The sequence below is a fragment of the Streptomyces sp. NPDC053541 genome, from assembly GCF_044544705.1.
Taxonomy (GTDB): Bacteria; Actinomycetota; Actinomycetes; order Streptomycetales; family Streptomycetaceae; genus Streptomyces.
The window spans coordinates 102790-115168 of the sequence record NZ_JBITXM010000014.1; the positions used below are offsets into that span (position 1 = coordinate 102790).

At 74.5% G+C, this 12379-nt stretch carries 9 protein-coding genes; 4 read left to right on the plus strand and 5 right to left on the minus strand.

From position 1 onward, the window contains the following. Positions 1-14: 14 nt before the first annotated feature. Genes ACIGW2_RS32735 through ACIGW2_RS32745 form a run of 3 tightly spaced genes read right to left on the minus strand, consistent with a single transcriptional unit; the run spans position 15 to position 6966 of the window. Positions 15-2822, minus strand: a complete 2808-nt coding sequence (locus tag ACIGW2_RS32735; protein WP_399847678.1) for a SpoIIE family protein phosphatase — start codon at positions 2820-2822, stop codon at positions 15-17. After that, a complete protein-coding gene (locus ACIGW2_RS32740) occupies positions 2819-2941 on the minus strand; it encodes a hypothetical protein (RefSeq protein ID WP_391652440.1) in 123 nt (40 codons plus the stop codon). The genes ACIGW2_RS32735 and ACIGW2_RS32740 overlap by 4 nt, the downstream gene beginning before the upstream one ends. Beyond that, positions 2938-6966, minus strand: a complete 4029-nt coding sequence (locus ACIGW2_RS32745; protein WP_399847681.1) for a HAMP domain-containing protein — start codon at positions 6964-6966, stop codon at positions 2938-2940. Before ACIGW2_RS32745 ends, ACIGW2_RS32740 begins: the two co-directional genes overlap by 4 nt. Positions 6967-7248: 282 nt before the next feature. Here ACIGW2_RS32745 and ACIGW2_RS32750 point away from each other — a divergent pair, with 282 nt between their 5' ends. Further along, positions 7249-7476 carry a DUF5133 domain-containing protein gene (locus ACIGW2_RS32750; protein WP_356072819.1) on the plus strand — a complete coding sequence of 76 codons (228 nt, stop codon included), beginning with the start codon at positions 7249-7251 and terminating at the stop codon, positions 7474-7476. A 198-nt stretch (positions 7477-7674) separates the two neighbouring features. Here ACIGW2_RS32750 and ACIGW2_RS32755 read toward each other — a convergent pair whose 3' ends face one another. Together ACIGW2_RS32755 and ACIGW2_RS32760 are read right to left on the minus strand one after the other, a co-directional pair. Continuing rightward, entirely contained in the window at positions 7675-7836 is a 162-nt protein-coding gene (locus tag ACIGW2_RS32755) for a DUF5670 family protein (protein ID WP_356072822.1), read from the minus strand. A 101-nt stretch (positions 7837-7937) separates the two neighbouring features. Further along, positions 7938-8309 (minus strand): hypothetical protein, encoded by a 372-nt coding sequence (locus tag ACIGW2_RS32760; protein WP_399847685.1) that lies wholly within the window; start codon positions 8307-8309, stop codon positions 7938-7940. Between the two features lie 117 nt (positions 8310-8426). Here ACIGW2_RS32760 and ACIGW2_RS32765 point away from each other — a divergent pair, with 117 nt between their 5' ends. The 3 genes from ACIGW2_RS32765 to ACIGW2_RS32775 all read left to right on the plus strand — a co-directional run bounded on the left by ACIGW2_RS32765 (position 8427) and on the right by ACIGW2_RS32775 (position 12163). Next, positions 8427-10019, plus strand: coding sequence for an FMN-binding glutamate synthase family protein (locus tag ACIGW2_RS32765; RefSeq protein ID WP_391652444.1), 1593 nt, complete (start codon positions 8427-8429; stop codon positions 10017-10019). A gap of 144 nt (positions 10020-10163) precedes the next feature. Then, complete coding sequence (locus ACIGW2_RS32770) at positions 10164-11894, plus strand: thiamine pyrophosphate-dependent enzyme (protein ID WP_399847687.1); 1731 nt, start codon at positions 10164-10166, stop codon at positions 11892-11894. Positions 11895-11989: 95 nt separating this feature from the next. After that, a complete protein-coding gene (locus ACIGW2_RS32775; protein WP_399847690.1) occupies positions 11990-12163 on the plus strand; it encodes a CsbD family protein in 174 nt (57 codons plus the stop codon). The last annotated feature ends 216 nt before the right edge of the window (positions 12164-12379 follow it).

Genomic DNA, 12379 nt, shown 5'->3' on the forward strand with positions numbered 1-12379 from the left:
GCGAGCGGACCGGGTCAGGACACCTGGACGCCGACCACGCAGGTGTCGTCGTCGGTGTCCGACTTGCTGCGCGCCAGCAGCTGGTCGAGCCGGCGTTCCAGGCTGTCGGCCGGCTGCCGGGCGACGGTGAGCAGCTGGGCGACGGAGTCCTGGACGGCCGTGTCCCGGCGCTCGACGAGTCCGTCGGTGTACATCAGCACCGTGTCCCCGGGTTCGAGCGTCAACTCCGCCTCCTCGTACTCGACCTCCGCGAGGGCCCCCAGCAGCAGCCCGCGCAGGAGGGGAAGGTCGCGCGCCTCCTCGCCGCGGACCAGCACCGGCGGGAGGTGGCCCGCCCTGGCCCAGCGCAGGGTGCGGCTCGTCGGGTCGTAGACGCCGCACACGGCGGTGGCCGTGACCTGGGCGGTGAGGTGGTGGGCGACGCTGTTGAGCCAGGACAGCAGCTGCCCCGGGCCCGCGCCCGTGACGGCAAGGCCGCGCAGCGCGTTGCGCAGCACCACCATCCCGGTGGCCGCCTCCACGCCGTGGCCGGCGACGTCCCCGACGCACAGGAGCACCTTCTTGGACGGCAGCACGACCGCGTCGTACCAGTCGCCGCCCACCAGGGACTCGGACTCGGCGGGGCGGTAGCGCACGGCGACGTCGAGTCCCGGGGCGTCGAGCGGCGGCATGGCCGGCGGCATGATGGCGTGCTGGAGCTGGAGGGTGAGCCGGTTGCGCTCCTCGGCGGCCTCCTCCGTCGCCGCCAACCGGTCACGGGTGGCCGTGAGGGCGACCTCGGTCCAGTGCTGCGCCGAGATGTCCTGGAAGGCGCCCCGGACGACCTGGAGACCGCCGTCGGTGCCCGGGGCGGGTTCCGCGGTCACCCGGATGTGCCGGGTGACGCCGTCGTGGCGGAGCATGCGGAAGGCGGCGGAGCCCACCCGCCGCTGGTCCAGGACCGTCTGGAGGAAGCGGCGGATGGTGCGGAAGTCGTCGGGGTGGGCGTAGGCGGCGAGGTCGCGCAGCGGGACCGGCGGCTCCGTCGTCCTGCGGCCGAAGAGTTCGTAGAGCTGCCCGTGCCAGGTGATGTCGCCGGTGACGAGGTCCTCCTCGAAGGCGCCGACCCGGCCGAGGCGCTGGGCGTGCTGGAGGAGGCTCGCGAGGCGCGCCGACTCGTCCTCGACGCGCCAGATGAGCAGGACGCTCGCGCCGTGCCGGCTGATGCTGATGTCGGCGAGCGAGGCGAGCGGCACCTGGTCCACGAGGGCGGTGAGGCGGACCCGGCGGGCGCGGAACGGCTCTCCGGTGGCGTAGACCCGCTCGATCCGTTCGAAGAGCTCGTCGCCGCCCGCCGTCGCCGGGTACGCCTCCAGGAGCAGGGCCCCGTCGACGGAGCCGCGGGGCCGCCCCGCGGGGTCCTGGAAATGCGCGTTGGCGTGCCGGATGCGGAAGTCGACGAGCTTGCCCGCCTCGTCCAGGTGGGGGGTGAGGACGAGGGCGGGATCGTAGAGCCCGTCCGAGAGTTCGGCCAGCGCGGCCGCCCCGTCCCCGCCGGGTACGGACGGGCCGCCGGGCACGGCGAAGCCGCCGGGGGACGCCTCGGGCAGCCCCTCCAGGGTGTGGGCGCAGAGCTCGGCGAGGGCCTCGATCTGACGCTCCACGGCCTGCGGCAGGTGGTCGAGCGGGTGTGCCCAGCAGATCTCCAGCACGCCGTGTATGCGGCCGCCGGTGCCGGCGGGGACGACGACACGGCCGCCGTCGGGATGGCGGGCGCGGCCGATCGAGGGGATGCCCGCGGCGGCCAGGGAGGCGTACCGGACGGTGCGGCGCCCGATCAGCGCCTGGCGGGCGGCGGTGGTCACCCCCGGCGGCACGTAGTGCCAGCGGGCCGCCTCGTCGAGGCCGAAGCCGGCGTGGCCGCGCAGGCTCAGCGAGGTGTCCGGACCGGTGGTCCAGATCGCCACGGCGACGGCGCCCAGGGGTTCGAGCGCGTGGCGGAGCAGCGACTCGGCGACGGCCTGGGTGTCGCCGGCGCTGAGTGCCGCGCTCTCCGCCGTGCGCAGCCGCACGGCGACCGAGGCGGCGGCGCCGGTGGCGGCGGGCGCGTCGACGGCCGTCCTGAGGAACTCGTCGGCCGCCTCGGCCATCCGGTCCCGGGCCGCCTGGTTGATGAGGTCCGCGGCCAGTTCCAGGCGGGACAGCCCGGCCCGGTCGGCGAGCTCCGCGAGCTGGCGGGCCGCCTGGGCGGGGCCGCAGCCCAGGCGCTCGACGATGACCCCCTTGGCGAGTTCGATCAGGGCGCGGCCCTCGGCCGCCGCGTGCGCGGCGCGCACCTCGCCGCGCAGCCGTTCCACGGTGGCGGCGAGCCGGCCGTCGGGGGACGCGTCGTCCGCGACGGCCGGTGCAGCGTCGGCGGGGCGGGAGCCGTCGGCGAAGTCGGTCCCGTCGGCGAGGTGGACGCGCTCGACGGCGCCGGAGCCGTCGGCGGAGTACCGACCGTCACCGGCGTGCGGGCCCGTGGCGGGACGGGGCACATCGGCGGGGCGAGAGCCGACGGCGGAGAGCGGACCGCCGTCGGCGGAGTGCCGACCGTCACCGGCGTGCGGGCCCGTGGCGGGACGGGGGACGTCGGCGGGGCGAGAGCCGACGGCGGAGTCGGTCCCGTCGGCGAGGTGGACGCGCTCGACGGCGCCGGAGCCGTCGGCGGAGTGCCGACCGTCACCGGCGTGCGGGCCGGTGACGGGGCGGGGGACGTCGGCGCCGGGGGGCGCCGACGCGGCGGGATCTGCCTCGGGAAGGGGCGCGGACGGGTTCGCGCCCGGGAAGCGGGGGCCACTCACGTCGGCGACTCCTCGGTCGGGGCGACGCCGGGGGCGCCGTACGGACGGGGCAGGGGTTCGCCGTTCCGGCGGGCGGGGGCCCGGCGGGCGGCGGGGAAGGGTCGCGCGGAGGCGGTCACGAGGCCTCCTCTCCGCCGAGCCAGCGGCGCACGCAGGCGATGAGTTCGTCGGCGTCGACGGGCTTGGTGACGTAGTCGCTCGCCCCGGAGGCGAGGCTCTTCTCCCGGTCTCCCGGCATGGCCTTCGCGGTGACGGCGATCACGGGCAGGTCCGCGTACTGCGGCCTCTCCCGGATCCGCTCGGTCGCCGTGTAGCCGTCCATCTCCGGCATCATCACGTCCATCAGGACGAGGGCGACGGACGGGTTCGCCAGGAGCGTCTCGATTCCCTTCCGCCCGTTCTCGGCGTGCAGCACGGTGATGCCGTGCAGCTCCAGGATGCCGCTGAGGGCGTAGAGGTTGCGGGCGTCGTCGTCGACGGCGAGGACGGTCCTGCCGCGCAGGGTGGTGTCGATGGCCCGGGGCGCGGGGGCCCGGTGGTCGCCGCGCACCAGGGGCACGACGTCGCCGGGCTGCTCCGCGGACAGGTGGAGGGCGATCCGCTCGCGCAGCTCGTCGAGGCTGGAGAGGAGCTCCAGCGGGCGGCGGCGGGCGAGGTCCTGGAGGGCGCCCTCCTCGTCGGCGGGGAGCCGGCGGTTGTTGTGGGCGAGGACGGGGACGGTGCGCAGCGCCTCGTCGCCGTCCATGGCCTCCAGGAAACGCAGGGCGTCGCCGTCCGCCATGTCGACGTCGAGCACGACGCAGTGGCACGGCCGGGTGGCGAGCGCGGAGGCGGCCTCCTGGGGGCCGACGACCGCGATCAGTTCGATGTCCGACCGTTCCGTGTGGCCGCCGTCGGCCGCGAGTTGGGAGACCGCGTTCTCGGCCACGACGGTGAGGAGCCCGCGGGGGCGCTCCTCGATCACGAGGAGGCGCCGGGTCGGCCGGGCGGCCGAGGCGCCGGCCGGGGCGAGCGCGCCGCCCGGGGCCGGTGCCGGGACGGCGAGCGCGGCGGAGGGGTCCGCGGGCGGGGCCGCCGGGGCGGGCCGCTCGGTGAAGTCGGGACGGGTGACGGGGAGGTAGAGGGTGAAGGTGCTGCCCTCGCCGGGCACGCTCGTGACGGTGAGGGCGCCGCCGAGCAGATGGGCGATCTCTCGGCTGATGGAGAGGCCCAGGCCGGTGCCGCCGTACTTGCGGTTCGTCGTCCCGTCGGCCTGCTGGAAGGCACCGAAGATGGCCTCCAGGTTCTCGGGGGCGATGCCGATGCCGCTGTCGGTGACGCGGAAGGCGACGACGGGGCCGCCGCGGTGGACGGACAGGGGCAGTTCGGCGTCCGAGGCCGGTTCGATGCGCAGCTCGACGCTGCCCTGCTCGGTGAACTTGACGGCGTTCGACAGGAGGTTGCGCAGCACCTGCCGGAGCCGCGTGTCGTCGGTGACGAGGTCGACGGGGACGCCGGCGGCCGTGGAGACCGTGAAGGCGAGGCTCTTCTGCGAGGTGAGGGGGCGGAACGTGGCCTCGACGTAGTCGAGCAGCCTGCGCAGGGGCACGCGCTCCGGGTTGAGGTCCATCTTCCCGGCCTCCACCTTGGACAGGTCGAGGATGTCGTTGATCAGCTGGAGCAGGTCGGATCCGGCCGAGTGGATGATGCCGGCGTACTCGACCTGCTTGGCCGTGAGGTTGCGGGTCGGGTTCTGGGCCAGCAGCTGGGCCAGGATCAGCAGGCTGTTGAGCGGGGTGCGCAGCTCGTGGCTCATGTTGGCCAGGAACTCCGACTTGTACGTGGAGGCCAGCGCGAGCTGCTGGGCGCGGTCCTCCAGCTCCTGCCGGGCCTGTTCGATCTGGAGGTTCTTGGCCTCGATGTCGCGGTTCTGCGCGGCGAGCAGGGCCGCCTTCTCCTCCAGCTCGGCGTTGGAGCGCTGGAGTTCCTCCTGCCGCACCTGGAGCTCCTCGGTGCGCGAGCGGAGTTCGCCGGCCAGGCGCTGGGACTCGTCGAGGAGTTCGTCGGTGCGGGCGTTGGCGACGATGGTGCTCAGGTTGACGCCGACGGTCTCCATGAGCTGTTCCAGGAAGTCCCGGTGCACGGAGGTGAAGGGGCTGAAGGACATCAGCTCGATGACGCCGAGGACCTGCTCCTCGACGACGACCGGCAGCACCACCAGGCTGCCCCGGGTGGTGCTGCCGAGACCCGAGGAGATCGTCGCGTAGTCGGCGGGGACGTTCTCGGCGGCGATGGTGCGGCGGCTGCGGGCCGCCTGTCCGACGAGCGACTCGCCCAGCCGGAAGCGGACCCGGTCCCGGTCGCCGGCGGGGCGTCCGTAGGAGCCGACGAGGCCGAGCTCGACGCCGTCGGGGCCCTCCTCGGCGAGGTAGAACGCGCCGTACTGGGCGGACACGAGCGGGGTCAGCTCGTCCATGACGAGTTCGGCGACGACGGCCAGGTCGCGGTGGCCCTGCATCAGCGCGGACATCCGGGCCAGGCTGGACTTGAGCCAGTCCTGCTCCTGGTTGGCCCGCGTCGTCTCGCGCAGCGAGCCGACCATGGCGTTGATGTTGTCCTTGAGCTCGGCCACCTCGCCGGAGGCCTCGACGGTGATGGAGCGGGTGAGGTCGCCCTCGGCGACGGCGCTCGCGACCTCGGCGATGGCGCGGACCTGGCGGGTGAGGTTGCCCGCCAGTTCGTTGACGTTCTCGGTCAGCCGCTTCCAGGTGCCGGAGACCCCCTCCACCTCGGCCTGTCCGCCGAGCCGGCCCTCGGTGCCGACCTCACGGGCCACCCGGGTCACCTCGTCGGCGAAGGCGGACAGCTGGTCGACCATCGTGTTGATGGTGGTCTTGAGCTCCAGGATCTCGCCGCGCGCGTCGACGTCGATCTTCTTCGAGAGGTCGCCGTTGGCGACGGCGGTGGTGACCTGAGCGATGTTCCGGACCTGTCCGGTCAGGTTGTTCGCCATGGAGTTGACGTTGTCGGTGAGGTCCTTCCAGGTGCCGGCCACGTTCGGCACCCTGGCCTGGCCGCCGAGCCGGCCCTCGGTGCCGACCTCGCGGGCCACCCGGGTCACCTCGTCGGCGAAGGCGGACAGGGTGTCCACCATCGTGTTGATGGTCTCGGCGAGGGCGGCGACCTCGCCCTTGGCCTCCACGGTGATCCGGCGGGAGAGGTCGCCGCGGGCCACGGCGGTGGCGACCTGGGCGATCGAGCGCACCTGACCGGTGAGGTTGGAGGCCATCACGTTGACGTTGTCGGTCAGGTCCTTCCAGGTGCCGGACGCGCCCCGGACGGTGGCCTGGCCGCCGAGGTTGCCCTCGGTGCCGACCTCGCGGGCCACCCGGGTCACCTCGTCGGCGAAGGCGGAGAGCTGGTCGACCATCGTGTTGATGGTCGTCTTCAGCTCCAGGATCTCGCCCCGGGCGTCCACGTCGACCTTCTTCGACAGGTCGCCGCCGGCGACGGCTGTGGCGACGTGGGCGATCGCCCGCACCTGGGCGGTGAGGTTCCCGGCCATCGAGTTGACGGAGTCGGTCAGGTCGCGCCAGGTGCCGGAGACGCCCTTCACGTCGGCCTGTCCGCCGAGGATGCCCTCCGTGCCCACGTCACGGGCCATGCGCGTGACCTCGTCGGCGAAGGCCGAGAGCTGGTCGACCATCGTGTTGATGGTGTTCTTCAGCTCCAGGATCTCGCCGCGGGCGTCCACGTCGATCTTCTGGGAGAGGTCGCCCTTGGCCACGGCCGTCGCGACGTGGGCGATGTCACGGACCTGGGTGGTGAGGTTCCCGGCCATCGCGTTGACCGAGTCCGTCAGGTCGGCCCAGGTGCCGGAGACCCCGGGCACCCGGGCCTGGCCGCCGAGCGTCCCCTCGGTGCCGACCTCGCGCGCCACCCGCGTCACCTCGGAGGTGAACAGGGAGAGCTGATCGACCATGCCGTTGAACACCCGGGAGATCTCGCCCATCAGCCCGTCGGCGTCGTCCGGCAGGCGGGTCCCGAAGTCCCCGTCCCGCACGGCCGTGAGCCCGTCCAGCAGCTGCCGGAGTCCGGGTTCGACCAACGGGGCCGGTCCGGGGTGCTCCGGGCCGGAGGAGCCCTTGGTCGTCGTGTCAGACATGCCCATCCTCGTTCCCAGCAAGCTTGCGCACACGGACCGTGCGGCCCACGCCGCGCGCCGGACGTCCGCTCCCCCGGGACGGCTCCGGCTGCCGCGATCGTTGCCGTACGGCAATCATGACGACACTACCCCTCCGTGATCGACAAGAGGAGGCCGGTGCCGGGTGATCCGGCCGGAACCCGTCCTTCCCGGCCCGCGACCGGAGGGCGTACGACGCGGCGACCGGGGTACACGGGCGTCGAACCGGGCGGTCCCCCGCCCCGAAGACGAGGGGAGCAGTACGTGTTGATGGCCCACCCCGCGGTCCTGCGCAATCTCATCGAGCAGTACGAGACGCTCCGGGTGCTCCAGGCCGAGAACGGCACCGAAGAGGTACGGCGGCGCATGGAGGACCTCGCCTACACGCTGTGCGTCTCCACCGGTACGCGTGACGTGGACGCGGCGCTGATCGCGGCGCGCCACCGGCTGCCGGGTGCCCGGCCCGAGGACGACTCGGTGCTGACCGCCTGAGGACCGCCCTGAGGACCGTCTGAGGACGGCTTCAGGGCGGTTCGAGGACGGCTCCGGGCTGACCGCCTGAGCGCACACGGCCGAACCCGGCACCTCCTGACGGGGAGGTGCCGGGTTCGGTCGCGCCGCTGGCGGGCGCGCGCCGGGGGCCGCCTACCAGCGGTACCGGCGGCCCGACGGGCGCGCGCCGGGGGCCGCCTACCAGCGGTACCAGCGGCCCGTGCCGCCCTTCGGGCGGGCGACGAAGCCCAGCAGCCACACGACGAGCAGGATGACGGCGATCCACCAGAGCGCCTTGACGGCGAAGCCGGCGCCGAACAGGAGCAGGATGAGCAGCAGGACGAGAAGCAGGGGGACCATGCGGATCGACCTCCAAGAGAACGGTGGTGAGGGAAGACGGCGGGACGGCCGGAGGGCGTGTGCCCACGCACCGGCATCCTGTGGACGGTCGCGCCGCCCGCTCAGCCGCGGCGCGCGAAGAACAGGGCCAGCGGGCCGAGGTCGCGACGCGCGGCCCGGCGCCCGGCCCGGCGCCCCCACCCGTAGGCGAGGGCGAGCGCGGCAGCCGTCCCGGCCGCGGCACCGGCCGTCGCGGTCCGGTGCCCGCGGGCGGCGGACCACAGCCCGCTCCCGGCGCCGCGGGCCGCGTCCGCGGCCGCGCGGGCCTTGTCGGCGAACGGCACGGGCCGGACGTGCGGCCGCCCGAGCGGGGTCGGCCCGTCGCCCGGGTCCGCGTCGGGGTCGTCCACCGGCCTGGCGCCGAGGTGGTCCGGGACGGCGCTGGGGCCGGTCCGGGGGATGCGGTTCCTTGCGCTGTTCTCCGAAGCACTCATGGACCCCGTCTCGCCGGACTCCCCCGCGCTAAACCTCGCTCGGCCCGGGCGGGCCGGAACCGGCCCGTCCGTCCCCGCCGGGGCGTGACCGCGCCGGAAGGGGACAGACGGCCGTCCATGGTGACGTCACTGCTCGTGGTCTGCCCCGTCCTCGCCGCGCTCGCCACCGGCCTCGCGGCCGCCCTGGTCTCCCCGTGGTGGTGGTGCGCGGCGGGCCCCGCCCTGCTGCTCGCCGCGGTCGCGCTTCACGACGTGCTCCAGCGGCGCCACTCGATCCTGCGCAACTATCCGCTCCTCGGGCACCTGCGGTTCGCGATGGAGGCGATCCGCCCCGAGGTGCAGCAGTACTTCGTCGAGGGGAACGTCGACGGCGCGCCCTTCGACCGGGACACCCGTTCCATCGTGTACGAGCGGGCCAAGGGGACCGACGCCGAGGACCCCTTCGGGACCGAGCTGGAGCTGGACCGGACGGGCGCCGAATACCTGCTCCCCTCCATGGCCCCGCGCCCGGTGCCGGACGAACCGCCCCGGGTCCGGATCGGCGGCCCCGACTGCGCACGGCCCTACGACATGGCCCTGCTCAACGTGTCGGCGATGAGCTTCGGCTCGCTGTCGGGCCGGGCGGTCCGCGCCCTGAACGAGGGGGCCCGGCGCGGGGGCTTCGCCCACGACACCGGCGAGGGCGGGATCTCGGAGCACCACCTCGCCCCTGGCGGCGACCTCGTCTGGGAGATCGGGACGGGGTACTTCGGCTGCCGGGCCGAGGACGGCGGCTTCGACCCGCGCCTGTTCGCCGAGAAGGCCGCGCTCGACCAGGTCGCCTGCGTGCTGCTGAAGATCAGCCAGGGCGCGAAGCCCGGCATCGGGGGCGTGCTGCCCGGCTCCAAGGTCGGCCCGGAGATCGCGGCCGTCCGCGGCGTCCCCGAGGGCCGCACGGTGATCTCCCCGCCGTACCACCGGGTCTACCGCACCCCCCGGGAGCTGGTCCGCTTCCTCGGCCGGATGCGGGAGCTCTCCGGCGGAAAGCCGGTCGGCTTCAAGCTGTGCGTGGGCACGCGCCGCGACTTCCTCGCCGTCTGCAAGGCGATGGTGGAGGAGGACCTCACGCCCGACTTCATCGTCGTCGACGGGGCGGAGGGCGGCACGGGCGCCGCCCCGCTGGAGTTCGCGGACACCGTCGGCCTGCCCCTCACCGAGGGCCTGACCACGGTGCACCGGGCCCTGGTCGGAACGGGGCTGCGCGACCGGATCCGGATCGGCGCCTCCGGCAAGATCGCCACCGGGGGCGACGTCGTCAAACGCCTGATCCAGGGCGCCGACTACACCAACTCCGCCCGGGCCATGATGTTCGCCCTCGGCTGCATCCAGGCCCAGCGCTGCCACACCAACACCTGTCCCGTGGGGGTCGCCACCCAGGACCGCCGGCGGGCCCGCGCCCTCGACGTCGAGGACAAGGCGGAGCGGGTCCGGCGCTTCCAGGAGGCGACCGTGCGCAGCGCCCTCGCCCTCATGGCCGCCGTGGGCGCCGACGGTCCCGGGGACCTGGGGCCCGGGATGCTGCTGCGCCGCACCGGACCGGACGCCGTGCGGTCCCACGCCGAGCTGTACGAACCGCTCGGGCCGGGTCAGCTCCTGTCGGCCGCATCGGTCCCGGACACCTGGGCAGGCGACTGGAAGGCGGCTCATCCGGACCGGTTCACCCTCCGGTGAGACGGTCGGCCCCACGAGCACCCGACGAGGGCCCGCGAGGACCCCTCGGGAACCCCCGCGGGAGCCCGACGAGAAGTCCCACACGCCCCCCAGAGGACTGCCGCCAGGACGCCCACCAGGACACTTACGAGGAAGGAAGACCCCATGACCCGTACCGTCGCGCAGGTGATCGTCGACGGGCTCGCGGAGCTCGGCGTCGGCCAGGTGTTCGGCGTCGTCGGCGACGCGCTCAACCCGCTCACCGACGCCGTCCGGACCACCGAGGGCATCGACTGGACCGGTTTCCGCCACGAGGAGGCGGCGGCCTTCGCCGCCGGGGCGCGCGCCCAGCTCTCGGGAGAACTGGCCGTGTGCATGGGCACGGTGGGGCCCGGCTCGGTGCACCTGCTGAACGGACTGTACGACGCGGCCAAGAGCGGCGCGCCGGTCCTGGCGATCTGCGGCCAGGTGCCGCTGTCGGAGGTGGGCGGCGACTACTTCCAGGAGGTCGACAACGACCTGCTCTTCCGGGACGTGGCCGTGTACCGGGCCACCGTGACCTCGCCCGCCCAGATGCCCCGGCTGCTGGAGACCGCGGTGCGGGCGGCCGTGACCGGGCGGGGCGTGGCGGTGCTGACCGTTCCCGGCGACATCGGGGACCGGGAGGTCGAGGAGGACCGGCCGGCGCGGTTCGCGCTGCCGCGCCCGGCCGTCACCCGCCCCGACGACCCCGCGCTCGCCGAGGCGGCCGCGGCGATCGGCCGGGGCTCGCGGGTCACCCTCCTGGTCGGGCGCGGCGCCCGGGAGGCCCGGGAGGAGGTGCTGCGCACGGCCGAGCTGCTCGCGGCGCCGATGGTGCTGACCCTGAAGGGCAAGGAGGGCTTCGAGGTCGACAACCCGTACGAGGTCGGCCAGACCGGCCTCATCGGCAATCCGGCGGCGGCCCGCGCCATGGAGGGCTGCGACACGCTGCTCATGCTCGGGACGGACTTCCCCTACCGGGACTGGTATCCGCAGGACTGCCGGGTCGTGCAGATCGACACCCGCGAGGAGCGCCTCGGGCGCCGCGTCCCGGTGGACGTCGGGCTCGCCGGGGACGTGGGCGCGACGCTGCGGGCCCTGCTGCCGCTGCTCGCGCCCGTCCCGTCGCGCTCCCACCTCGACGAGGCCCGCGAGCGATACGCGGAGTGGCGGAAGGGCCAGGCCGGCCTCGCCGACCCCGCCCACGACGAGCGGCTGCCGGGACGGGTGCGGGCCGCGTTGGACAACCGGGAGGCGGACATCCGCCCCGAGGCCCTGGCGGCCGCCGTCGACCGTCACGCCGCCGACGACGCGATCTTCACCTCGGACACCGGCATGGCCACCGTGTGGCTCTCGCGGTTCGTGCGCATGCGCGGCACCCGCCGGCTGATCGGCTCGTACGACCTCGGCTCCATGGCCAACGCCATGCCCCAGGCCATCGGGGCGCAGCTGTGGGCCCCGGACCGGCAGGTCGTGGCCTTCTGCGGCGACGGCGGCCTCGGCATGCTGCTCGGCGACCTGATGACCATCCGCTCCGAACGGCTGCCGGTGAAGCTCGTCGTCTTCGACAACCGCCGCCTCGGCATGGTGAAGCTGGAGCAGGAGCAGGCGGGACTTCGGGAGTTCGGGACGGTACTCGACAACCCCGACTTCGCCGCCGTCGCCGAGGCGCTCGGGCTGACCGGCGTCCGCGTCACCGCGCCGGGCGGCCTGGACGAGGCCGTGCGCGAGGCGCTGGCCCGGCCGGGCCCGGTCCTCCTCGACGTGCTGACGAACCCGGCGGAGGTGGCCGTGCCGGGCAGGCCGACGGTGTCGCAGGGGTGGGGCTTCGCCCTCGCCAAGATCAGGGAGATCCTCCCCTCCGGTGCCCGTTGAGCGACGATGCGCCGGATATTCAGGGGTTTGCTCTCCCGGATTCCGGTGAGGCGTCCTGTCGTCAGACGTATCGCACGGAGAAGGAGTGATTCCTGGTGTCCGGTGAGCAGAAGATGAAGTCCATGGGCGAGCGGGCGAAGGGCAAGGCCAAGGAGGCGGCCGGGCGGGCGACCGGCAACGAGCGCCTGCAGGCCGAAGGCCGGGCCGAGCAGGCCAAGGGCGACGCCCGCAGCGCCAAGGAGAAGGTGAAGGACACCTTCAAGCACTGACCCGCCGGAGGACGGATGTCGTCCGGCATGGAGAGGGGCGGGCCCCCCCCCCCCGGCCCCCCCCCCCCCGGCGCCCCCCCCCCCCCCCCGCCCCCACCCCCCCCCCCGCCGCCCGCCCCCCCCCCCCCCGGCCCCCCCCCCCCGCCGGGCCCCCGGGGCGGGCCCCCCCCCCCCCCGCGAAGGGGTGAAAACCCCGGGGTGCCCCGGACCCACCCC